The sequence below is a fragment of the Vibrio sp. 1167 genome, assembly GCF_033340375.1.
GTDB classification, from domain to species: Bacteria; Pseudomonadota; Gammaproteobacteria; order Enterobacterales; family Vibrionaceae; genus Vibrio; species Vibrio alginolyticus.
In genome coordinates this window covers 377,177-401,379 of record NZ_JAWOWK010000004.1, presented here as the reverse complement: position 1 = coordinate 401,379, position 24,203 = coordinate 377,177, and the positions used below count along the sequence as shown (strand labels likewise).

Below are 24,203 nucleotides of genomic sequence, written 5' to 3'. Positions count from 1 at the left end.
ATGAAAGATAAACACTCTTTATGGAAAACCAGTAGTGGGGTAATAACTCTGCTACTGGTTTTGCCGATCTTAGCGATCTTCTACACCGCAATTGGTGAAACGGATGATTTGTTTGCTCATTTAATGGCAACGGTCATGCCGACTTATATTTTTAACACGGTTGCGCTAACTGTTGGCGTAATGGTGCTGTCCTTAATTCTTGGTATTCCAAGCGCTTGGATAATGGCCATGTGTAAACTGCCGACCGAAAAATGGTTGCAGTGGGCATTGGTGCTACCTCTTGCAATGCCAGGTTATATCATTGGTTATATTTTTACTGATTGGTTTGATTTTGCTGGTCCAATTCAAATCTTTTTGCGTGATGTAACCGGATGGGGACCTGGCGAGTATTGGTTCCCTGACATTCGTACGTTGCCTGGCGCGACCTTTGTGTTAGCTTTGGTGTTGTATCCTTACGTGTATTTATTGTGCCGGGCTGCGTTTATGGAGCAAAATGTCTCTTTATTGCAAAGCGCGCGTTTGCTCAAGTGCTCTCCATGGGAAAGCTTTTGGCGCATCTCGATGCCGTTAGTAAGACCCTCTATCGCAGTGGGTTTATCATTGGTCGCAATGGAGACCATTGGTGACTTTGGTACGGTAAGTTACTTCGCGGTGAATACGTTAACCACAGCGGTCTACGATACTTGGTTGGGGTACTCTAATCTTAATGCGGCAGCCAAGATTTCTGCCATGATGCTCGTCATTGTAGTACTGCTTCTTAGTGCCGAACGATACAGCCGCCGTAAACAAAAGCTTTTTCAAAGCCAATTTAACAGTCACGAAGATTTTCGTTACGAGTTGACGGGCTGGAAAAAGTGGACCGCACTAGTTTGGTGCTGGGGCTTGGTTTCGGTCGCGTTTATTTTGCCGCTACTACAGCTGATTGATTATGCGATCACTTATTTTGCGCAGAGTTGGACCTCAGAGTTTCGTGAATACGCATGGAACAGCTTAGTTGTGTCTGTTATTGCTGCGATTATTGGTGTTGCTGTCGCACTGATCGTTAACTTTACCCATCGAGTCAATGGTAAACGAGAAAGCTTGGCATTTATGCGTCTTTCTTCTATGGGCTATGCAGTACCAGGAACGGTACTAGCCATCGGTGTGATGGTCGCTGTGCTGTTTATGGATCATCGTGTCAACGACGTTGCTAAAGCCATGGAGTGGGGAAGGCCGGGACTTATCTTTTCTGGTTCCATGTTCGCACTAGTATTTGCCATGGTTGTGCGCTTTTCCGCGGTAGCGATTGGTAGTATCGAAAGTAATTTAAATAAAATTTCTCCGTCGTTAGATATGGCATCGCGCACTATGGGTTGTAAGCCCAATGCCATGCTGTGGCGCGTGCACTTTCCGCTGGTTAAGCGCGGTGCACTGATTGCGGCTTTATTAGTGTTTATCGAGTCGATGAAAGAGCTTAATGCGGCTTTGTTACTTCGTCCGTTTAACTTTGAAACACTAGCCACATACGTTTATAACTTCGCCTCGGATGAGCATTTAGAATTGGCCGCTTTGCCAGCGGTTCTGTTGGTTCTTGTTGGGTTGATCCCGCTTGTTGTTGTTAACCGTTCACTGGAGCAAAATCACTGATGAGCTGTGCATTATCAATTAAAAACCTAACGTGCCAATATGACGATCAAACCGTACTCGAATCATTGTCTCTTGAGGTAGAACAAGGGCAGATTGTCTGTTTGCTAGGAGCCAGTGGCTGTGGGAAAACAACACTATTAAAGGCCGTTGCGGGATTATTGCCGTTAACGTCAGGCGAAATGAGTCTAAATTGCGTCACAATTGATGATGGGGAAAACTGGTTGCCGCCAGAACAGCGTAATATCGGGATGATTTTCCAAGATTACGCACTTTTTCCTCACTTGACGGTGGAGCAAAACATTGCCTTTGGCTTAAAGCAGTGCTCGACAAAAGAGAAAAATGCCAAAGTTCAAGAGATGTTAGAACTCGTGCATCTTCAAGGTTATGGCGATCGTTATCCTCATCAATTGTCTGGTGGACAGCAGCAGCGTGTTGCGATTGCTCGCTCATTAGCTTACAGCCCAGACTTACTGTTACTGGATGAACCGTTTTCTAATATTGATACGCAAGTTCGCCATGAGTTGATAAGTGAGATCCGTAAGATTTTTAAGGCCCAAGGTGTGACTGCCATTTTTGTTACGCATAGCCGTGAAGAGGCTTTTGCTTTCGCCGATAAAATGGCAGTGATGAACAATGGAGTCATCGAGCAATATGGCACAGCATCTGAGCTTTACTACCAGCCTTCAAGTAAATTTGTCGCTGATTTCTTAGGTGGTGGCAGCTACCTTGCTGCTAAACGGGTTTCGAATTCAGAATATGAAACCCACTTGGGCGTGGTTGAAGCCACGGCTCAACAAGATATTCCAGTACAGGCGGAGTGCTCTTTACTGCTAAGACCGCAGCATGTGCAAATTCAATCCGATGAAGATAGTTCGGTAACCGTATTGGAACAGCATTTTATGGGTGATCACTGCCGTTATGTGATTAACGCGAATGGTGACCGTTTGTTAGCTACAGCTTCGCAAGCATTAAATATAGGTGAGTCCGTCGCGGTGAAAATTGAAACGCAAGGCGTCCTGGCATTTGCTTAACGGTCCTGAGTATCTTTGCTATCTCGTTTACGACTTTCCAACATACAATAAAAAAGCCCGGCAGTGAGGCCGGGCAAGTGCTCTTCTCCTTTTTGATGAGCGCCTTTTCAGACAGCGTCGACTCTCATCATAGTGCGCGAAGCGGGCACAAGGTTCAGTTATAAAGACAAGAAGTCTTTAAACTGTTGAAGAACACGTTCCGCAGTGTCCTTATCTTGCATCTCTGCAAAAATTCGTAGCAGTGGCTCAGTGCCAGAGAAGCGAGCGATGATCCAACCGCTGTTTTTGAAGTAGACTTTCGCACCATCTTCATAGCTGACTTTTTCGATTTCAAACTCAAACTCAGGCAACTGCTTTTCAACATAAATCTTGTTGAACAGTACGTCTTTTTGCGCTGGTTTGAACTTGCAATCGCCTTCTGCCATGTAGGCATAGCCGTACTTGCCGTAGATTTCATCCAGCAACTCAGACAGCTTCTTGCCGGTTACTGAAATCATTTCTACCAATAGGCTTGATGCGAATACGCCGTCTTTACCTTTGATGTGGCCGCGAATGGTTAGGCCACCAGAGCTTTCCCCGCCAATCAGTGAGTCATCCGCTTCCATTTGGGAGCTGATGTGCTTAAAGCCTACAGGAACCTCAAAGCATTTCTCGCCATGATCTTTGGCGACTTTATCGAGAAGGTGGGTGGTTGCGATGTTACGTACCACGGAGCCTTTCCAGCCTTTGTATTCAAGTAGGTAGTAGTAAAGCAGCAGTAGCACTTCATTTGGATGAATGAAGTTACCTTTTTCGTCGATAATACCAAGACGGTCCGCATCGCCATCAGTACCGATGCCAATATCGTAACCTTGCTCTTTCACTAGGTGCATCAAACGGTAGAGTGTTGCAGCGCTTGGCGAAGGCATTAACCCACCGAAATCTGGGTTTTTGCCATCGTTAATCACATCAACGTCACAGCGGCCGTTGATTAATACGGTTTGCAGTGCGTTTTTCGCGACACCAAACATTGGGTCGATCAAAACACGTAAATTCGCCTTCTTGATCGCTTCGATGTCGATAAAGTCGATGATTGAGTCAACGAATTCGTTCATCGGATTGATGATTTCAATCAGCTTATCTTCAACCGCTTGTTCAAAGTCGACGCTTTTTACATCGTGCGCAGTGAGCGCGTCTATTTGTGATTCGATTTTTTGGGTGATGATTTCATCTGCGTCACGACCGCCTTCAATGAAGACTTTAATGCCGTTGTAATCGGCAGGGTTGTGTGATGCGGTAATACATGCCGAGTATGCGCAGCCCATTTCTTTCGCTTTAAACATTACGATAGGTGTTGGGACAAATTTGTCGATAAAGCTAACCATAATGCCGTTTGCTGCTAGAACTTCAGCGAACCAACGACCTGCTTTATCGGAAAGAAAACGACGGTCATAGCCAATCACAAAACCGCGATCAGCAACCGATTCGTTATTCGTGATGTTTGCAACTGCTTGGGCAACCAAGCGTACGTTATCTTTGGTGAACTCCTCACCAATAAATGCACGCCAACCGCCTGTACCAAATTTGATCATGATTCGATCCTCGATAAGAGCGGCATCCCACCGCGTCTTAAATCTTTGCTAGCGAACCGATGCACTTGTAAAACATAAATGCACCGGATAAATCAAAAGGGGAGAAGGACTCCCCCAAAAGATGATTAACCTAGAGTAACGATAACTTCGTTTACTGAACCTTCCGCTTGAACTGGGACAGAGGCACCATTCACTGCTTCACCGTTCACAGTAATCGACTTAACGCCTTTGCTTACTGAGTCTGGGTTAACGACTTTGATGTTGTACGTTGCACCTAGCCATTGACGAGTCACTTCGAAACCAGGCCAGTTCGTTGGGATACATGGATCGATAGTTAGGCCATCGAAGCCTGTACGCACACCAAGGATAAAGTTGGTAACAGCGAAGTAAGCCCAGCCTGACGTACCTGTTAACCATGGGTGGTTTGCACGACCGTGGTCTTGGTGGTCACGACCCATGATGAACTGTACGTATGAGTATGGTTCTGCAATACGTTTTTCGATGATGTCGTTCTGGTTGTATGGGTTTAGCGCATCGTAGAACTTCATTGCACGATCACCACGACCCAGTTTCGCTTCAGCTACCCAAGCCCATGGGTTTGGATGCGAGAATATCGCACCGTTCTCTTTTACGCCTTGGTAAACACGAGTTACGAAGCCGATATCATCATTCGGTGTTGCAAAAGATGGTGAGTTTAGGTGAAGGCCGTATTCAGAGAACAGGTTCTCATCGACAGCGTCCATCGCTTTTTCGCCACGCTCTTGAGATACCGCACCAGAAAGTACCGCAAGTGTGTTTGACTCTAGGTGTACTCGGCCTTCCGCTTGTTGCGCAGTACCGATCTTGTCGCCATTCTTCGTCAGACCACGGATGTACCAACCACCTTCGTCATCCCAAAGGTGGGTTTCACACGCTTCACGAACGTTTGCTGCCATCACCGTGTATTTTTCAACGTCAGCCTCCTTACCTAGGTATTTCGCTAGGTCGATGAACTCCTGCAGTGCCCAGAAATGTAGGAACGACACCATTGATGATTCGCCGCCACCTAGGTTCAGACAGTCGTTCCAGTCTGCACGCAGACCTTTACAGATACCGGTTTGACCTACGTATTCAGCCGAGAAGTCTAGCGCGGCTTTCATGTGGTCATAAACCGTTGCATCGCCACCGTCGGCGTAAGGGATCACTTCGTCAAAGAAGCTGTGCTCACCGGTTTCCATCACGTACTTACAGATGGTTGGAACTAGCCATAGATGGTCATCGGAACAAGTGTCTTCGATGCCGTGAATTTTGTCTTCATCAGAAGGTGTTGGAACTACGGTTGGTGACTTCGATGGTTTAACGTCTGCTTTTTCTGGATCGAACCAATCTGGATCGAATAGGTGTAGACCGTAACCCGCCTTCACTTGACCGCGCAGTAGGTCAACGATACGTTTACGCGTCATTGCAGGGTTAGCGTGAGGAACTGAGATCGCATCTTGCGCTGTATCACGGTAACCAAGACCAGTACGACCACCTACTTCGATGAATGAAGCAAAACGAGACCACACCACACAAGTTTCCGCTTGGTATAACGTCCAAGCGTTGATCATGGTGTCTAGGCCTTCGTTTGGCGATTTCACTTGGAACTTGCCACAACGCTCATCCCAGTGTGCTTTGATGCCAGCAAATGCATTGTCGACTTCTGCAAGGTCTTGGTACTTAGCACGTAGACGCTCACCGTTGCCTTTACCGATACCTAGAATGTAAGCAAAGCGAACTTCTTCACCTGGTTGGATAGTAAATTGCTTGTGCAGAGAGCCACAGTGGTTGTAACACGTTTGTGCGGTGTTAAAACACTTACCTTGTTCTACTGCTAGTGGGTTTGCTTCGTCGCGGTATAGACCTAGGAAGCTATCACGTTGACCGTCGTATGAATCTGGATCAAACGTTGACGCTAGGTAGTAGAAGCCTTCGAAATCGTTAGTGTTGTAGTACAGGTCGTATTCAATCACACCTTCGTTGTAAGCCGTACCTGCCGAGTACAGAGACATTTGATGGTTTTGGTTATCAGATTGAATGTGGCTGAATGAGAACTCAACAAATGAGAATGCACTGATCGTACGTGGTTTGTCAGAGGTGTTTTTAATCACTACATCCCAGATTTCAGCGTCTTCGCCTTTTGGTACGAACAGAGTTTTTGTTGCGGTAATACCGCTGTATTCACATTTGAACTTAGAGTAAGACAAGCCGTGACGAACTTCGTAGTTTGCTTCGTCTAGGCTCTTCGCAACTGGTTGCCAAGAGATTGACCAGTAATCAGATGTCTCATCATCACGCAAGTAAACGTAGTGTCCTGGGCGATCGAATGTCGCATTTGGACGGAATTTAGTAACACGGTTGTATTCTGGAGAGTTGTAGAACGAGTAGCCACCCGCGTTGTGCGAGATAACCGTACAGAACTTCTCAGTACCTAGGTAGTTGGTCCATGGTGCTGGTACGTCAGGGAGAGTGATGACGTATTCGCGATTCTCGTTATCGAAATAGCCGTATTTCATTTGTGTCTTTCCTTTTTACGAAGCTGCATCAGCAGCCAAAATTTAAAAACTCTTCAAGCGTGATGTTTCGACATCAGTTTTGTATTACTTCCACGGTTTACGGTAATTCACTCCCTGCAAATCAAGCAGAGGTAGATGGCCTTTCAAGCGTGATAAATAGTCGGTCCAATCTCGGTGTTGTTTGTCTGTCCAACATGCTTCTGCCATTGCAGTTAAACGAGGGAAGATCATGTAGTCCATGCGAGGTTGGTTATTGATAATTTCGCACCATAATGCTGTTTGAATGCCCCAAATGCGCTTACGTATTGGGTCGTCAGCAGGCACTTCAGCGAGCGGCTCGTAGTTGTAAGCTTTTTCTAGTGGCAGTGGGTTTGCCCAGTCCACGCCCGGCTCTTCAGGTGCGTAGTCTTGGGTCATATCTAGGTAAGTGGTTTGTGCTGGTTGCAGCACCACATCAAAGCCTTGGCGAGCACAGTTCAATGCCGCTTCTTCGCTTAGCCATGAGTAGATCACCGTATCTTTACTGACTTTGTCGCCGTGTTGAGCTTCTTCCCAGCCCAGCATGCGTTTGCCCAATTTACGAAGTTTGTCTTCGGCATAACGCAAGAAGTGTCCTTGCAAATCTTTGTAGTCGCTGTAACCCAGTTGTTCCATTAGTGCTTGGCATGCTGGGCTTTTTGACCATACGCCGTTAGGTACTTCGTCGGCACCAATATGAACGTAAGGCGCAGGAAAAAGCGCAGAGACTTCTTCTAGCACTTTGTCGATAAATTCATAACTCCCCGGCAGAGCAGGGTTAATGACGTTGTCGTTGTAATGCTGAATACTGCGGTATTCGGTGGTATCTTCCGCTTCTACCAATAGGTGTGGTAACGACTTGATGGCGGCTCGGCAATGACCAGGTACATCAATTTCAGGAATGATGGTGATGCCGCGTTGCGATGCAAATTCGATAACGTCTTTGATGTCTTCTTGTGTGTAGAAGCCGCCGTAACGTTCATCAAAGTGCGTGTACTGTGGTTCATTGATCTCATCCAATCCGCGCCAAGCACCAATATCGGTCAGTTGAGGCAGTGATTTGATTTCAATTCGCCAACCCTCATCGTCGGTAAGATGCCAATGGAACGTATTGAACTTGTAATGAGCCAGTTGGTTGATCAAGCGTTTGACTTGCTCAACGGAGTGAAAATGACGAGCACAATCCAGCATCATACCGCGGTAACGAAAACGTGGCCTGTCTTTGATTGAACAGCAAACTACTTCCATTGAGTTAGGTTGATCGCCAACTTTGATTAGTTGTAATAACGTTGCACAAGCATGGGTAAAACCAGACGAAGATCCTGCTTCAATTTTGATTGACTCTTCGGCTACTTTCAGTTTGTAAGCGCCTTCATCCAAGGTTGGGTTGCCTTTGAAGATGATCTGACTGCCATTGTCTGATGCGAACTCAAATTGGTGAATGCGCTTAAGCTCTTCAAGTAGCCATTCTTTAGCTGAATTGGCCAGGCTTGAATAAACCGCGACGCCAGCATGATGATCAAAGCTAAAATAGTGATCGCTGACCTCAATATGGTTTGGTTTTGGCAGCAAGGGCTGTGCATGGGTTAAACTTGCCGGAATCTCACTGCGTTCACGGTATGGTGAAGCTAATACGATAGGCGTGACATCCACTTGTGCGCGCTGTGGGTTTCCATCAACGACAAAGTTGATCATCGCTTCGTTAAAGCCATCCGAGTAATAACGGAATGGGTTCGAACCAATACTGAATTCACAGTAATAGTGATGGTTGGCAGCCAGTACCACCCCTTCTGGTTTAAGTGTGCAAAAACTACCAATTTGAGTCAGTTGACCATTTGAAACGCTGTCTGGAAGAATGTAACGATCGAAAGCGAAAGTTAAGCTCCAGCTGTTCAGGTCTTGGTCGCTCAAGTTATGAAAGGTAAGGCCAAAGCGGCAGTTTTGTTTCTGCTCAGAGAGGACTACGAGATCAACACGATATTCCATATCTACTCCTACGCCGCACTGAGCGAGTAAAGGTTATGTTCTGGTTTGCCAGCAAACATAATTGCGCCTTCAATCGCGTCAAACTGTGGCTCAACAATCCATTGCTGAACTGGTGGTGAAAGCCAACGTACAATGCGTTCAGCTATGCTGCCCATTAAACAAATACGTGTTGCGCCGCGCTTGTTTAATGCCACGAGAAACATTTCTATATCCGCTGCGGTTTGCTTCAGCATTTCAATGGCCAGTGCATCGCCTTGTTCCGCATGTTGGAAAATAGCCGGAGAAAACTGCCCATAATCACGAGGAAGCGCCTGTTTTGACCACGCCACCACGTTGTCGACCTCATTTTCGAAATGCGTCATAACGTGTTGTGCTAGGGGCGTTTTTTCTCTGATGCCATCTTCTGCTAACAAAACTTGCTGAACTAGGCGTAGCCCCATCACTGCGCCGCCACCTTGATCCGAAATAGGGAACTCACGACCACCGACAACGTGTTGCTCCAATCCGTTAAGGTAGATGCCACAAGAACCGGTTCCCGCAATCATGATTGCGCCATCTTCGCCATTGTGCGCACCAACGCACGCACCGTAAGCATCGGTATTCAGAGTTATACTGGCAAATGGATGAGGAAGAGACATGAAGGCTTGCCAAGATGCTTTGTGCTCTGCGCCAGCAAGGGCTAAGCCGACGTGCATCGACGCGAAATCTTGTTGTGTTAGACCGCCTTGCTCGGTAGCCGAAGTGATGGATTCAAGAATCGAAGCCATTGCTATTTCAGCACCTAGCATGATGTTGGCACTGCCGCTTTTGGCCTCGCCAAGAAAATTACCTTGTGAATCTTTAATCCTGGCTCGACATGACGTGCCGCCACCATCGATACCGACAAAATACATTCCCATGATTATTCTTCCTTCATATTTTTAGAGGTCGCCAACTGAGAAACATGCTGAGCCTGACTCATTATCGCGAGTAAGTACCAAGCGCCATGCGGGATCCATTGTTCGCCCCAGCGCCAGTTTTGTAACACGTCTTCTTTTTGTGCAGGTGGGTTAAATGCAATATCTTCCTCGTCTTCAAAGCCGCCAGTGATTCCGTTACACACGCCACCTTTTGCGTTGAAGAAACCATATTGAGGGAGGTAATCAGGGTTGTTACGACCATGGCCATCTAGCATGCACATGTCGTATGGGTTTAAGCCTACAACCCAGTTCAATGCATCTTGAGCAAACACAGAAAGTTGTTGCTGTACTTCTTGCGACGCTATATGCGGTTGAGCAAGGTACGCCATGGTCGCGAGTGAGCCAAGTCGAGCATTCTCGCCTTGCCACCAATAGCCGGATTCATTGTTGTGTGCGACAAAAAATGCCTCGCGTTTTGACTCATTTACGCCTTTAACATATTGGCGAGGGTAACCGAATGGGTTGATCACTTTATTCGATATTGTGATCTCAAACTCACACGCTAGGTTGACGATACGTTTTACCGATTCCGCTCGTGCTGAGTCGTCTTCAATTGATAGATATTCGCATAGGGCAATAACTGGTAGACCTGCTTCGGCTGCGTGAAAATATGGACGGCTGCCGTCTTGGTTTGCTGACCAAAAGTGTTGAATCTGCTCGTCGCTCATTTGGCGTGCAACTAAACGTTGCGCCCACAAACGGCTCTCTTCCAAGTAGCGAGTTTCTTTGGTTGCTTTAAACAGTTCTACACAAGCCAGTAGCGCACAGTATTCGTCGATAATGTTTTCTTCCCCATCATTGAGGTACTGTGTATTGTGCTCTTTTAAGTGCCAGTAACCATTTTCGGCAGCGTTGCGGTATTTTTGTTGATCGTATTCACCGTGAACACTTAAACGCGACGCTGCCGCTAGCGCTGCAATGGCGACACCGCCACCTTGTCGAAAGCCTGCTTGATAGTCGTCAAATTTGTGACCAAGTTGAGTTTCGTACGCGCAAATCTCGCGTTGCGCAGTATCTTTGCTCCACTTGTCAAAGACCGTCATGTAGAAAAAGCCTTTTTCGTTTTGCATACGCACAAGAAAGTCTGCACCGAACAGGGCTTCTTCAATCAGACGTGTACGTGTGAAAGCTGCAATGTCTTCGCTTCCTTCAAGCAATGAAGCCCCTTTTAGGATGTTCCAAACCACCATTGGGGTTTGTTGAGGATTCAAATAATTCGCGTATGAAAGGTGACTTAAATACTTGCTAACGTCTCCTGATGCGTCGTACCAGCCGCCGTGTACATCAACCTTTTTATTGGAGTTTAGTACTGGAAGTTGTCGATCTTGTTGATCGAAGATCCCGCCGCAACGTTGCGATTTGAAGTAGTGGATCACATCTGACAAAGTTTGATCCAACAGAATGTGTTCGCCAACGATGAAAGAGGAAGAGCGCGTATCTTCTACTTGCAAGAAATAGTCACCTGACGTTGTGAAAGAGGAAAAGTCGATGAGGTAGAAATAGCCCTGATGCCAGTTCGCCACTTTACCTTGTTCTTCAACCGCAAAAGTTGCCACGGTTTGCTCGCTAGTGGCACAAATCAATTGAGCAGTGTAAGAAGACAAGTGTGGTTGTTCGGTCTGGATAATGGCTTTCTTTGGGCCCAGACGTTCATAACCAATGTGGTTAGTCAGTAGCAGCATTCAATGTCTCCGGGAAACGATAAAAACAGGAATGGGCCAGGCTGAACCTGACCCTCGTTATGATTAATCTTCAAATAAGTAACAGCGGACAAAGTGGTTGTCGGACAGTTGAGTGACGCCCGGTAGTCGTTCGCGACATTTGTCGGTAGCGTGTACACAACGTCCAGCAAATGGACAGCCGACAGATACTGGTGTCCAAAGTGGGATTTCCCCTTTGTTGCCTTTCAGTTTCTCGTGAATAGACTTCGATGGATCTGGAACCGCAGATACCAACAGTTGTGTATATGGGTGTTGAGGATCGTGAATGATTTCTTCAGTATCGCCCCATTCAACCATGTGACCTACGTACATGACCGCGAGATCTTCAGCAATGTAACGCGCTGTTGCGATGTCGTGAGTGATGTAAAGCAGAGACATTTGTTTCTCGAACTTCATCTCTTCCATCAAGTTCAGAACACCGGCACGGATTGATACATCGAGCATCGATGTTGGCTCATCCGCCAATACCACTTCTGCACCAACTGCGATGTTACGAGCTAGGTTTACACGTTGACGCTGACCGCCAGATAGCTGGTGCGGGAACTTTTGCGCCGTTTCTTTTGGTGGAATAAGACCAACTTGTTCAAGTAGGTCGTACACACGCTCTTCCAGTTCTTTCTTGTTGCCCGGTGCTACTTTCTTATGAATCAGCAGCGGGCGCGCAATATGGTGGAAGATATTGTGCGTTGGGTTTAGCGAGCCAAACGGGTCTTGCCACACCATTTGAACACCTTCACGGTAGGTCATTAAATCGTGACGAGAGGTGATGTCTTGGATATCACGACCTTTGTATTCAATGATGCCATCGGTTGGTGCGTACATTTTTGCAATCATTTTTGCAGTAGTAGACTTACCTGAACCAGATTCACCTACCACTGACAAGCCGCGGCTCTTGTACATTTTGAAAGAGACATCGTTGATTGCGCGCATCTTAGATTGTTTGATTGAGTTACTGTTTAAAGGGAAGTCCTTAACGACATTTTTACCCTCAATCAGCAGTTCGCCGAATTGTTTGCTCATAATTCTCTCCAGTGTAATTTTTGTTCTTAGCTAGCGTTTTTTTGTTGTTAAACCTTAGCTTGAGCAATGGTGTCGCCGTACAAATGGCAATTTGAGAGGCGACCTGGTTCAATTTGACGTAATTGGGTTGGTACACGTGTACATGCTTCATGTACGCGATCGCAACGAGCTTGGAAGCGGCAGCCCCGTGGTACTTCTAGCAAGTTCAACGGGTTACCTGGAATACCAGTCAATTTGGTCTTTGGTCCAGTTAGTGGAGGGAAAGAGCTACCCAAACCTTTGGTGTAAGGGTGGTAAGGACTTTCCAGAATTTGCTTAGAAGGCGCGACTTCAATCAACTCACCTGAGTACATGATGCCGATACGATCCGAGAACTCGACCATCAATGACAAGTCATGTGTGATGAATAGAATTGAGAAACCAAACTCTTCTTTAAGCGCGTAAATTTTTTGTAGAATTTCACGTTGAACCACTACATCCAATGCGGTAGTCGGTTCGTCCATGATGATCATTTTTGGGTTCAGAGCCAAAGCGATTGCGATTACTAGACGTTGACGCATACCACCAGAGAACTGGTGCGGGTAATCACTCAATCGGCTAGGGTGGATATCAACGATTTCCAGCAGACCTTCAGCGCGTGTTTTTGCTTGAGCGCGAGTCATATTGGTATGACGCATGATGACGTCACAGAACTGCTCTTCCATGGTTAGAACAGGGTTCAAAGCGTTCATCGCACTCTGGAATACCATCGACATTTCACTCCAGCGGAACGCTTGCATGCGATCATCGCTGTACTGAAGGATATCTTCACCGTTGAAGATAACCTCACCACCTGTGATAAACGCTGGCGGCTTATGAAGGCGCATTAGTGAGAAGGCAACAGTGGATTTACCACAGCCAGATTCACCAGCCAGACCGAATACTTCACCGGGTGCAATGTCGAAGCTCACGTTGTTACAGGCGCGGACATCGCCCGCGTCTGTGATGTAGTCTACGCATAGGTTACGGATGGAAATTAGTGGTGCAGTCATGATTATTTATCTCCGCTCCATAGTGCATTTTGTGGTGCCAGTTCAGGCTCACGCTCTTTCTTGTCTTTTGCTGCTAGTTTTTTCCAGCGTTTCATGCCTTTGTGAGAACGAAGTTGAGGGTTCGCAATTTCGTCAACGGCAAAGTTCAACAGAGCAAGACCAGTAACCAGTAATGTTAGGGCAATACAAGGTGCTAGTACTTCCCACCATGCGCCAATCAGCATGGCTGATGAGGTTTGCACGTTGTAAAGCATGATGCCCCAACTGATCGTGTTGGCATCACCCAAACCTAGGAACGAAATGACCGCTTCAGTGTTGATCGCCAGCATTACCGAGCCAATGAAGCTCGCACCGACAATTGGGATAAGGTTTGGTAAAATCTCAACAAAGATGATGCGGAATGAAGACTCTCCCAATACTTCGGCAGCTTTAACGAACTCTTTCTCGCGTAGTGCCATAGTTTGAGAGCGGACAACACGTGCACCCCATGCCCAAGAAGTACCAGCGATAATCAAGGCAATGGTGAGTGGGCCTGCTTCACCGATAAAGGCCGCCAACACGAATAGCAATGGATACTGCGGAATTACTAACATGATGTTCATCGCGGCACTCAATACGTCATCCACTTTGCCTCCGAAGTAACCTGCCGATATACCAATGACTGTTGCTAAGAAGCACACGATGATGCCAGCGCCAAAACCTACACCCAGTGATACTCGTGCACCGTAAGCCACTTGCGACCAGATATCGCGACCCATTCGGCTAGTACCTAATACGTGGTCAGCCTTTTTAGACATAATCAGCGTACGACGATCGTCTGCTAGGTTTTTAGCGACCCAACCATCAGGATTGTTTTGTGCCTGTTTTACAACAAAGCTTGGGTATTCGTGTGGGTTACCGGTTCGCTTGTCTGGCGCATGCTTTGTAAGTAAAGGAGCGGCAATCGCAACGAACACGAACAGCGTAACAATGCCAAGACCAATGCGAGCAAATGCGTTACCCAAAATAAGTTTGAATAGTTCTTTCATGATTATTTGCCTCCCGTACGTAGGCGAGGGTCTAGAATCATGTACAGCATGTCAGCCATTAAGTTGAAGCACAGCATGAACATCGTCATGATAATTAACTGACCTTGAAGTACTTGGTAGTCACGAGCGTGAATTGCGTTTAGAAGAACCGTACCTAGGCCTGGGTAGTTGAAAATCATCTCGATGATTAATTGACCTCCAATGGCCATACCTAAAGACATAGACAGTGCGGTAACACTTGGAAGTAGTGCGTTACGTGCGGCGTAATTAAAGACGACGCGGTTTTCACTCAGCCCTTTACCTTTAGCCATCGTGATATAGTCTTCGGCGAGAAGGTTGATCATGTTGTTACGCATGTTAACTAGGAAGCCACCAATTTGAACGATGGTTGCACAGAATAGAGGTAGTACAGCGTGGTAACCCACGTTCTTGATGAACTCCCAGCTTGTCCAATCAGGAATAGTACCTGGCGTGTAAGCATAGCCAGATGGGAACCATTTCAGGCCAATCGCAAAGGTAAACAGTGCTAACATTGCGATAACCATTTGTGGAATCGCTTGAATGATCAATGTGCCAGGCGTTACGAATGCATCGTACTTACTACCGCGCTTCCAGGCGGCAAAAATACCAAGGACAGAAGCGATGGAGAAAGAAAGTACAACCGCAGTACCAGCTAGAAATAGTGACCAGCCAAATGCACTACCTAGTAAAGAATTAACTGAAAGAGGGTAGAACTGGATTGAGGTGCCCAATTCCCAACTTAGAATGTTTTTAATGTACGAGAAGTACTGAATGTAAATTGGCCCATCAACGAAACCGAGCAGTTCTTTCATTGCTGCGATTCGTTCTGGAGTCACCTGTACTGAAGCATTAGCAAACATCATGGTAACTGGGTCACCAGGCATTGCTCGCGGAATAATAAAGTTTAACGTCGCTGCAACTAAGAGCGCGACAAGATAGAACGACAAACGTCTTAAAAAATAACCCATAACTCACACCTTACTCACCCAGATTTTTTCCCTGTTTCTGGTTTCAGGTCGCTCCTAGCGAAATTTAGAGCGAAAAATCCCCTGACGACGAGCGCCACATATTGGTTTCGTTAACAAGGGATTTTTATAGGCGGCACACGGGATGTATGCCGCTTGAAATGAACTTCTACTTATTTAACTGGTTTTAGGTCCAGTACGTGAAGTAGACGCTCTGGGATACCTGCCCAAATGTTTGGACGGCCCTTAGGGTTTTCTTCGTTCCACCAACCAGTGAAGCGAGTTGTGTTGTATTGGTACATGTACGCGCCAGATAGCACAGGAATAGTTACTTGGTCCTGAGCAATGATCTTCTGAATGCCATGAGCGATCTCTAGCTGTTCTTGCTTATCTGCTGTCTTGTAGAAGCTGTTAAGAAGACCGTCTAGCTTATCGTTCTTGTAGAAGTGCATTGCAAAGCGAGGCATGCCGTCACCAGCTTGTAGCTTCGAGTTGTAGCCACTATCCCAGTACAAGTGTGGATCTGCACCGTGGAAGTAGTTGGTGTAAGCAACGTCGTAAGTACCTTCTAGCATAGCTTGGTTGTATACCGAGAAGTCTGGTGTACGAGCACGAGCTTTAATGCCCACTTCTGCTAGTTGCTCAACGGCTAGCTGTACCGTGTTGTTGAAGTCAGTCCAACCGTTTGGTGATTGAATTAGAAGCTCGAAAGACTTGCCAGATGGTGTATCCACAAAGCCATCTTTGTTTACATCTTTGAAGCCAGCTTTAGCTAGAAGCTTTTTCGCACCTTCCGCGTTGTATGTGTTGTAGCCTTTGTACTTGTTGTGCGTCTCTTCATCAGACCAAGCTTCGAATGCGTAGCCAAGACCAGATGCGAAGTCGTTCACTGTACCGCCGCCGTAGAAAGCGATATCAATGATAGTTTGACGGTCTAGCGCCATAGAGAACGCACGACGGAAGTCAACGTTAGTTAGTGCTTCGTTTTTCGCAGCGTCTGGGTTTTTGAAGTTCACTACAAATGCTTGAGTACCCGCTGGTGGGTACCAGTAGTGGTGATTCGGGCTTGCTGCAGCGTACGTACGGTCGATGTCTGGTACGAATGAAGACGTCCAGTCCATTTCGCCGTTAACGATTTTGCCCAAGAATTGGTCGTTGTTCGCGATTTGTGGCACACGCAGACAATCTACATCTAGGTTGTCAGTATCCCAATAATTCGGGTTCTCACACTGGATATATAGCTGCGGTGTGAAAGTGTCGATTTCAGTAAATGGACCACTTCCTACTGGATTTTCGTTTGTGAATGTAGCTGGATCTTTTACTTTGCTCCATACGTGCTTAGGTACGACGGGTACTTTCGCAATTTCGTAAGGAACGTTTGAGTTTGCTTCGCTTAGACGGAATTTAACTTGGTAGTCGTTAACTTTTTCTACGCCAGTCACCCAAGAGTTGATACCAGACTGGTCTAGCTCTGGCTTCTCTTTCACTAGGTTGAAAGAATAAACAACGTCATCAGCGGTAAACGCTTTGCCATCAGACCATTTTACGCCCTTACGGATATCGAAGGTTACGCTCATCAGGTCATCAGCCATGGTAAAGTTTTCTGCTAGACGAAATACAGGCGTGTTACCGTGCATTTCGTTAAAAACAACGAGCGGCTCGTAAATAAAGTCGGTTGTTGTGTGCAGGTTAGTTGCACCCAAGAAAGGGTTAAAGTTACGAACGAAAGTTGTAAACTCTTTAGGGTGGATAGTCAGTTCACTGCGTTCAGCCGCAGTAGCTACCGATGCAAAACCTGTAGTAGCCGTTGCAATAATTGCTGTTGCTAGTGCTGTTTTTTTAATATTGGCAAGCATAGCTGTTCCTTACTATTTGCTTTCATTTCACTAAATGGAATTGAATGTCATCAATTGATAAACACTCTCTAAGACCTACCTCTTGTACATGCCTTACTCATTACAACATTGAGTTTCGCCAAGAGTGGCCTGTAGGCCTTAGGCAGGAGTAAGAAAACACCTTATCCATAAAATAATCAAACTTGATTCCCGTTAAAAACGTTAAAATCTCTGAGCTCTCCGTTATAAACGTTATTTTGGCTAATTTTAACCAGCATTGGGCCAAAAAATAAACGTTGATATGCGTCGCAGTTTATATCCTTGTTAATAATGAGTGTTGGTGATTACTAACCTGTTGGTCCTTTTTAAATATACGTTTCCTGCTTGGTTTCTAGGTTCGGAGATCTCGCTCACATGCAGAAATGGTGTTAATTAATCAGCTAAAAATTAATCTGCCGTTCTGTTGTGATTAAGTTCGCAATCTCTATCAATAGTTCGTCAAAATCCGCTTGTTATCTGAAAAATGGCCTTTTTTATCGACAGTTTTCTTCCGTTTGTTGTCCTTTTTTTATTGTATGAATGAAGTTTTTCGGTTGCTCGAACTTACCTAGTTAAGACAAGTTAAATGGATAAGGTCGTACGTTTGAATACCAACAATAGATAGCGTTGTCTAACCGAATGTTCGTTATTGGAAATATGTTAACGGGGTAGGAAGAGGCGGTCTCTTTTATCTCTAGGAAGGGAATACTCGAATAACAAAAAAGCCCAGCATGCACGCTGGGCTAGTTTTTTGATAAATATTAGCTGGTCAATAGTCGCTGTAGTTTATCTCGTTGTGCTTCTATGTATGCTCTCTCGGGGCTCTGTTCTTTGCAGTGTTCGAGAATGAACTCTATCGAGCTTAGCACCGTTCTCCAACGTGGTGTTTTGGGTAATGTTTCTATACGCATGTATTTATCTAAAGTGCGTGTTTGCAAAGTACTACGGTCTAGATAAACGCGCCACAAGCCACTTTGCTCTGCAAATGCGAACTTACTTTCACCCGTTACAGATTCCCAATACTCTAAAGCATGTGTCATTGCGTCTACTAGAACTTCTCGCATAAGTTCTTGCTTGTCCTTTTTATTACCGAGTGCTTTGTCTGCAAGGCGCGTAAATTCTCCGCCAAGCTCTTTTAGCTTTTGCAATTGGTCTTTGTCACCATCAAATGCATAACTTGAAAGCACTTCTACGGCGGTTTCTAGATTATGTATGCGAGCGGCACTGGCTCCACCGCCGACATTAAAGATGTACATGATATCTAACCCTGAACCTTCAGGGAGCTTAAGAATGTCTGCTTCGATGTTCTGACGAATATCTTCAATATAGATATCAATCTTGCCACAGTAATGAGGTTGTTTGACGGTCAGATATTTAGGGGCAATCAGCTCATCAGCAGATGAGCGCTTTAGCTGTTCTAAGCTGCGCTTGAATAGCTTACAAGCAGCTTCGTTAGCAAAGCGAATACGCTTGTCTTCACGTAGACAGATGATAGCTTCAGGAGCCGATTCTAGCTGTTCCAACAAACGACCTTGAGTCTCAAGTAAGCTTGCTTCAACGACTGCACGCTGTCTAAGTTCAGACTCTAGCACTTTGTTTTCCATATGGCGCATTTCTGCTTTACTTGCCGTTAAATGCGCTTGGATACGTGCCGCCAACTCTTGTTTATTAAATGGTTTCGATAAATAGTCGTTGGCTCCTGCCTCAAAACCTCTTACACGATCTTCTGTTTGACTGAGTGCGGTGAGCATAATGATTGGCAACTCGGCATGATCATAGGTTTCACGTAGTTCACTACAAACTTGGTAGCCGCTCATGCCTGGCATCATGATATCCAATAACAGAAGTTCCGGCTTCTCTTGCTCGACGAGCGCTAACGTTTCTGGCCCATCGGAGACGGTACGCACACGATAGCCCTCTAAACGTAAAAAGCTTTCAAGCACGCGTAAGTTTACTGGTTCATCGTCAGCAACATACAGTAACGGGCCGTCTGGGTTCTCTGGAAGTGATAAGTCTTCACTGTTCTCTACATTAACTTCAGGGATTTGGAAGTGTCCGTGCGCAGCTAGAGTCTGGGTTGCTTGGATTTCTTCTTCACTGGCGAGCGGTAAAGTGAAACTGAAGGTAGTTCCGACCATTGGTTGGCTACTGACGTATAACGAGCCTCCCATTAATTCGATCAATTGACGGCTAATGGAGAGCCCAAGTCCTGCACCTTGACGATAACGGCTCGCGTCTTGCCCTGCTTGGATGAGTGGTTCAAAAATATGTTCAAGTTGTTCTGCGGGAATTCCTTGTCCAGTATCCACGACTTGTACGCGTACATGATCATCTACCACATTAGCGGAGATAACAATTTTACCTTCTGAGGTGTATTTAATCGCATTGCCAATCAGGTTATATAGCACTTGTTCAAGGCGTTGCGGGTCAGCTGACACTGCTTTTAAATCCGCAGGGACTTGGTTGATGATGCGGATGGTTTTACTTCCAAGTAAATGGCTAGAAAGCTCTAAAACCAATCGTGTTGCACTGCCCAAACTCACTGCTGATTTCTGGATATCCATGCTTCCATAACGCATTTTATGATAATCCAACAAGTCATCGACTAGATTAGCGAGACGCTGACCACTTTTAATGATGATATCAAGCTGATATTTCTGGCTAGCGGGGATCGCGCCATTGGCGCCGGACGCTAAGGTTTCAGCAATCCCGACCATGCCGTGTAACGGTGTACGAAGTTCATGAGAAGTCGTGGCTAAGAACTCATCTTTTAATTTATCGGCCAATTGCAGTTCTTCATTCTGTTTCTGAATGATCTGTATGTTGCTTTCTAGTTCTTCATTTTGCTTCTTAATGGTTTGAATCTTCTCTCGAATAGAGCGTTGCATTCGTTCAAAGCTTAACGCAAGCCGACCAATTTCATCTTTACGAACCGTATTAAAAGATGTGTCATCAAGATCCCCTGCAGAGACCTTTTCGGCAACCCAAGTCAATTTCAGCAACGGAGAAGTGATAAAGTTTGATAAATAGTGAGAAGCGATCACCACAAGGATAATGGCGATCAACATAGCGATAACGAATAGTTTTTCGAGTTGATGGATACGAGCGAAAGCTTCGTTTTCTGGTAACTGTACGACGAGCGCCCAAATCACACCACGAGTTTCAATCGGTGCATAAGCCGCGATGATCTCTTCACCTAAACCGTTTGTGTAAGTGCCGACACCAAATGCACCAGAGAGTGCTTTATCGATCACTTCTAAACTGTTCTTAATGTCGTCTTGTTTCGTGTTAATTGTGCGAGGTTGGTGATCATTTCCAACCAGCAAGGTGTTAATTGATGACTCTCGGTTGGCGTCTGCGGCTAACTTAGTGATGCCATTATTTGGCAAGCGGAACATGGCATAGCTGTGTAGATAACCTTGCTGAACAATTGGTGCACCTAGCCAAGCGACTGATTTCCCCCCTTCCAGCTCGAAGTCAGACACAATCACAGGAGTGTAGTCTTCGTTTACTTTTCGACGTTCAGTCACATCATCGGCGAGACGCTTGAAAGTTTTGCCAAGTGCCGAGTCTTTGTAGGGGCCTGATAACAAGTTCGTTCCGTAGTTATCGTCTTTGTTGATCGAGTAGGTGACGTTACCATTGATGTCGACCAGCAAAATGTCATTAAAATCAGAGCGCTTGAGGAGCTCCAAGTAGGCCCAATGATAGCGTTTGTGCAAAAGTCGGTAACGTTCACTTCCTACATAGTTGGATGACTCGGGTAACGTTGAGGTTTTGATTTGGTCTCCGCTGCCCTCGATGTAGCGCTGTTGGGCGTTTTTACGAGACTCTTCAATATCATTGCCTAAACGACTAAAAGCATTGACGAGACCGTAGAATCGGCCACCACTGGCGTAAGCCAACTCTGAGCGCACAAAGCCCATGACTTCGGTTTCTCGTGCCTCAAAGTAGTCGATGATTTGCTGCTGTTTTGTATCTCGAACAGACAGTAAGTGTGAGGTGCTTTGTTCTTGCAGATCTTTACTGTGGGACTGCAAGAAAAAGATCGCAGTAATGGTAAGAGGTGTGATACTGAGCACCAGAAATGCGGTCATCAGTGTACTCTGAAGGCGCTTAAATTTCTGTTTTTTGTAGAATTTAAACATGGATAAGATTACAACTCATAATGGGCAGTTCTAAAACATACTTCGCTGCCGAGGTTCTCGTTAAAAACGGATAAGATGTTCAACTAGATAGAATTAACAAAATTAACGAGTTTTTTTTCTTTGACAAGAAAGTTAGTTGTAAAGCGTGCAGGGTGACGCAGTTTTTCTTATGAGTGTTGAATTTATGAGAAAAAATCGCGCAGGTTTGTGCCTGCGCGGAGGGAAGTTATGATTTTTTCGCGTAGTAGATAGAAAATTTATTGGTCTTATTTAGCGTCTCGCAATTATTAAACGCCCGCTCGATAATTGGTGGGTATTTTAAGAAGCTATTCGCGACAATCACCATTTCGCCGTCTTTGGTTAAATATTGTGGTGCCTGACCCAACAAGGTTTCCGCTGCGTTGTAATTTGTGTCTAAACCACTGTGGAATGGCGGGTTGCTGACGATAAAGCGGTAGTCTTTTGCGGTATCCGAGTATATATCTGATGCAAATACGCGTCCGGATAAACCATTCGCTTCTAATGTGGCTTGGCTAGAAGTGATCGCATAAGCATTAATGTCACACATCTCAATCGCGATCTCTGGATTCGCTTTCGCCATAAACGCACCGAGCACACCTGCACCACAACCAAAGTCGAGCACTTTGCCCGACAGCTTAGGTAAGGTTTCAAGCAGCAATCGGCTACCTAAGTCGAACTCGCCATGGCTGAATACGCCAGGTAGGCTCTTAACCGCTAGCGACTGCTCACCGAGTGTAACAGTGTAAGACTTAAACCAATCTGCTTGGTTGAAAGGTTTTGGTTCATTGAGGCAATTACCCCAGTAAAATGAGCAGCGACGAGCAGAGTCGTACTTGTTCACAGGGCCGTATTCTTGGAACATCTTCTCGATGCTCTTGATGCCGGAGCGGTTTTCACCAACGATGACGATTTCGGTGTTAATGCCCAGTTTCGCCATCAACATCGCCAGCAAGTATTCTGCTTCAGCTTTTGCTTTTGGCCAGTATAAAAGGACCATGTCTGCTTTTGTTTCAACATCAAATACAGAGCCAAAATGACTTTTCACTTTGTCAGATGTTTGAATTTGGCGGTAGTAGCTATAGTTGGAAGTAAACACTTCAACAGACTCACAATGAGCCACTAACTCAAGAGGAAATAGGTCTTCAACTTCACCAGCGACTAAAACGTGTTTTCCGTTGAAGTATTCAAGTTGGCGCTGAGCTATTTGGCTAGGAGCGATATAAGCAGACATAAATTTGGTTCATCAGGAATAATTTGGGGCAGATTTTCGCACAATCTGCCCCAAGCTTGAAGTGATTAAGCGGTGACTAGCTGTTGTCTTGTTGGTTAAGGAAGTCTTTGAATTCTTCCTCGTAGATATTAAACAGTACCATGGTCACGGCAAAAATAAGTGGACCGTAGATAAGACCAATCAAACCAAACAGATGCAGACCACCCAGTAATGAGAAGAAAATCATAAGGGTATTCATGCCGGCGCTGCCTTGCATTAGCAACGGACGTAATAGGTTATCTATAGAGCCAACGATAACTACACTCCACACCGTCAAGAAGATAGCCCAAGTCATATCGCCTGTTAAGAACAAGTACGCTGCTGCAGGAATCCAGATTAGCGCGGTTCCTACCACTGGAATGAATGATGCAAAGCCCATCATTGTTCCCCAAAATAACCCAGGGAAACCGGCGAGCCACATACCGATACCGCCAGCCAAACCTTGAGCAATCGCTGTCATGAATGAGCCCATTACGGCTGATTTAGAAACTTGCTCTATCTCTGTCAATATGCGGTCTTCTTGGCTACGTGAGAGTGGCAGGATATGACGAATCGCAGAGATAATTTTGTCGTGGTCACGAAGCAGAAAAAACAGCACAAACAGCATTAAGAAGAAGTTCATTAGGAAGTTGGTTGCGTCTCCTAAAATCTTTGCGCTGATAGCGACTAAGTTAGAGCCAAACGATGTGGCAAATTGCCCAATTTTCTCAGCAATGGCTTTGGGCTCGATTTTATCAAAAGGTAAGTACTCATTAACAATCGCTAAGCCTTTGATAACGAAAGGATGTTGGAATATATCTTGGATACCACCATTGGTAACCCAATTATATGTATTTTGTGAGAAAACAGAGCCTTGCTGAACAATGGCGGCAAACACAAATAAAAGCGGGATAACAATAATAAACGTCAAGACGACACATGACAGCAGTGCCGCCATATTGGGGTGCTGGGGAATTTTCTGCTCAAACCATTCGTGTATCGGAAACATGAGCAAAGAAATGATAAAAGCCATCACAATGGAATTGATATATGGCTCAACCAATAAGTAGCAAGCAAAAGCAGCGGCGAGTAAAGCAACCATTAGTACTCGGTGACTCGACGTTATTTTTACATTATTTGGCATGGTATTAGTCCAACTTACAGGTGACGTTTACGGTTTATGCCTTCAATGATGGCGTGTAACCTTTATTACTTTGCACTCTTAACTCTTTCAAGCTTATGACAATGCCGAATTAGAGCAGGGCGATGTACCTTGCTATAATGACTACAAATCAGTCGGTTATCAATCAAGAGATGAGCTATGGGTTGTTGCAACGGTGATAAAAAGTGTCAAACTGAGAAAAAAGCTAAGCGAATACCGTGGTTTGGCATTGTCGTTG

15 protein-coding genes are annotated in these 24,203 nt (G+C 45.6%); 2 read left to right on the top strand and 13 right to left on the bottom strand.

Annotated elements, in window-relative coordinates; all coding sequences use genetic code 11:
- Together R7Z78_RS11225 and R7Z78_RS11220 are read left to right on the top strand one after the other, a co-directional pair.
- Positions 1 to 1,626 carry an ABC transporter permease gene (locus tag R7Z78_RS11225; protein ID WP_005386564.1) on the top strand — a complete coding sequence of 542 codons (1,626 nt, stop codon included), beginning with the start codon at positions 1 to 3 and terminating at the stop codon, positions 1,624 to 1,626.
- A complete protein-coding gene (locus R7Z78_RS11220) occupies positions 1,626 to 2,657 on the top strand; it encodes an ABC transporter ATP-binding protein (RefSeq protein ID WP_005380055.1) in 1,032 nt (343 codons plus the stop codon). The genes R7Z78_RS11225 and R7Z78_RS11220 overlap by 1 nt, the downstream gene beginning before the upstream one ends.
- A gap of 158 nt (positions 2,658 to 2,815) precedes the next feature.
- Here R7Z78_RS11220 and R7Z78_RS11215 read toward each other — a convergent pair whose 3' ends face one another.
- The 13 genes from R7Z78_RS11215 to R7Z78_RS11155 all read right to left on the bottom strand — a co-directional run bounded on the left by R7Z78_RS11215 (position 2,816) and on the right by R7Z78_RS11155 (position 23,947).
- A complete protein-coding gene (locus tag R7Z78_RS11215) occupies positions 2,816 to 4,228 on the bottom strand; it encodes a phosphoglucomutase/phosphomannomutase family protein (protein WP_104975574.1) in 1,413 nt (470 codons plus the stop codon).
- A gap of 125 nt (positions 4,229 to 4,353) precedes the next feature.
- The gene (locus R7Z78_RS11210; protein ID WP_104975573.1) at positions 4,354 to 6,762 is read right to left on the bottom strand and encodes a GH36-type glycosyl hydrolase domain-containing protein; all 2,409 of its coding nucleotides are present in this window, start codon (positions 6,760 to 6,762) and stop codon (positions 4,354 to 4,356) included.
- 84 nt (positions 6,763 to 6,846) lie between these two features.
- Complete coding sequence (locus R7Z78_RS11205; RefSeq protein WP_104975572.1) at positions 6,847 to 8,766, bottom strand: beta-N-acetylhexosaminidase; 1,920 nt, start codon at positions 8,764 to 8,766, stop codon at positions 6,847 to 6,849.
- Positions 8,767 to 8,774: 8 nt separating this feature from the next.
- On the bottom strand, positions 8,775 to 9,665 hold the full coding sequence (locus R7Z78_RS11200) for an N-acetylglucosamine kinase (protein ID WP_104975571.1): 891 nt from the start codon (positions 9,663 to 9,665) through the stop codon (positions 8,775 to 8,777).
- A 2-nt stretch (positions 9,666 to 9,667) separates the two neighbouring features.
- Positions 9,668 to 11,407 carry a glycoside hydrolase family 9 protein gene (locus R7Z78_RS11195; protein ID WP_104975570.1) on the bottom strand — a complete coding sequence of 580 codons (1,740 nt, stop codon included), beginning with the start codon at positions 11,405 to 11,407 and terminating at the stop codon, positions 9,668 to 9,670.
- A gap of 63 nt (positions 11,408 to 11,470) precedes the next feature.
- Positions 11,471 to 12,466 carry an ABC transporter ATP-binding protein gene (locus R7Z78_RS11190; RefSeq protein WP_104975569.1) on the bottom strand — a complete coding sequence of 332 codons (996 nt, stop codon included), beginning with the start codon at positions 12,464 to 12,466 and terminating at the stop codon, positions 11,471 to 11,473.
- Between the two features lie 47 nt (positions 12,467 to 12,513).
- Positions 12,514 to 13,497, bottom strand: coding sequence for an ABC transporter ATP-binding protein (locus tag R7Z78_RS11185; protein ID WP_005380040.1), 984 nt, complete (start codon positions 13,495 to 13,497; stop codon positions 12,514 to 12,516).
- 2 nt (positions 13,498 to 13,499) lie between these two features.
- Positions 13,500 to 14,525, bottom strand: a complete 1,026-nt coding sequence (locus R7Z78_RS11180) for an ABC transporter permease (protein ID WP_025768199.1) — start codon at positions 14,523 to 14,525, stop codon at positions 13,500 to 13,502.
- 2 nt (positions 14,526 to 14,527) lie between these two features.
- Positions 14,528 to 15,514: an ABC transporter permease gene (locus R7Z78_RS11175; protein ID WP_005380038.1), complete on the bottom strand. Its 987-nt coding sequence runs from the start codon at positions 15,512 to 15,514 to the stop codon at positions 14,528 to 14,530.
- 170 nt (positions 15,515 to 15,684) lie between these two features.
- Positions 15,685 to 17,367: an ABC transporter substrate-binding protein gene (locus R7Z78_RS11170; RefSeq protein WP_104975568.1), complete on the bottom strand. Its 1,683-nt coding sequence runs from the start codon at positions 17,365 to 17,367 to the stop codon at positions 15,685 to 15,687.
- Positions 17,368 to 18,146: 779 nt separating this feature from the next.
- Entirely contained in the window at positions 18,147 to 21,533 is a 3,387-nt protein-coding gene (locus R7Z78_RS11165) for a response regulator (RefSeq protein WP_005380036.1), read from the bottom strand.
- Between the two features lie 226 nt (positions 21,534 to 21,759).
- Complete coding sequence (gene rsmC, locus R7Z78_RS11160; protein ID WP_017820412.1) at positions 21,760 to 22,785, bottom strand: 16S rRNA (guanine(1207)-N(2))-methyltransferase RsmC; 1,026 nt, start codon at positions 22,783 to 22,785, stop codon at positions 21,760 to 21,762.
- A gap of 76 nt (positions 22,786 to 22,861) precedes the next feature.
- Complete coding sequence (locus R7Z78_RS11155) at positions 22,862 to 23,947, bottom strand: AI-2E family transporter (protein ID WP_085569821.1); 1,086 nt, start codon at positions 23,945 to 23,947, stop codon at positions 22,862 to 22,864.
- Positions 23,948 to 24,203 lie beyond the last annotated feature (256 nt).

Bases quoted from the DNA above. Each gene is read 5' to 3' on its own strand.
- R7Z78_RS11225 (WP_005386564.1), top strand. From the start codon at position 1: ATGAAAGATAAACACTCTTTATGGAAAACCAGTAGTGGGGTAATAACT.
- R7Z78_RS11220 (WP_005380055.1), top strand. From the start codon at position 1,626: ATGAGCTGTGCATTATCAATTAAAAACCTAACGTGCCAATATGACGAT.
- R7Z78_RS11215 (WP_104975574.1), bottom strand. From the start codon at position 4,228: ATGATCAAATTTGGTACAGGCGGTTGGCGTGCATTTATTGGTGAGGAG.
- R7Z78_RS11210 (WP_104975573.1), bottom strand. From the start codon at position 6,762: ATGAAATACGGCTATTTCGATAACGAGAATCGCGAATACGTCATCACT.
- R7Z78_RS11205 (WP_104975572.1), bottom strand. From the start codon at position 8,766: ATGGAATATCGTGTTGATCTCGTAGTCCTCTCTGAGCAGAAACAAAAC.
- R7Z78_RS11200 (WP_104975571.1), bottom strand. From the start codon at position 9,665: ATGGGAATGTATTTTGTCGGTATCGATGGTGGCGGCACGTCATGTCGA.
- R7Z78_RS11195 (WP_104975570.1), bottom strand. From the start codon at position 11,407: ATGCTGCTACTGACTAACCACATTGGTTATGAACGTCTGGGCCCAAAG.
- R7Z78_RS11190 (WP_104975569.1), bottom strand. From the start codon at position 12,466: ATGAGCAAACAATTCGGCGAACTGCTGATTGAGGGTAAAAATGTCGTT.
- R7Z78_RS11185 (WP_005380040.1), bottom strand. From the start codon at position 13,497: ATGACTGCACCACTAATTTCCATCCGTAACCTATGCGTAGACTACATC.
- R7Z78_RS11180 (WP_025768199.1), bottom strand. From the start codon at position 14,525: ATGAAAGAACTATTCAAACTTATTTTGGGTAACGCATTTGCTCGCATT.
- R7Z78_RS11175 (WP_005380038.1), bottom strand. From the start codon at position 15,514: ATGGGTTATTTTTTAAGACGTTTGTCGTTCTATCTTGTCGCGCTCTTA.
- R7Z78_RS11170 (WP_104975568.1), bottom strand. From the start codon at position 17,367: ATGCTTGCCAATATTAAAAAAACAGCACTAGCAACAGCAATTATTGCA.
- R7Z78_RS11165 (WP_005380036.1), bottom strand. From the start codon at position 21,533: ATGTTTAAATTCTACAAAAAACAGAAATTTAAGCGCCTTCAGAGTACA.
- rsmC (WP_017820412.1), bottom strand. From the start codon at position 22,785: ATGTCTGCTTATATCGCTCCTAGCCAAATAGCTCAGCGCCAACTTGAA.
- R7Z78_RS11155 (WP_085569821.1), bottom strand. From the start codon at position 23,947: ATGCCAAATAATGTAAAAATAACGTCGAGTCACCGAGTACTAATGGTT.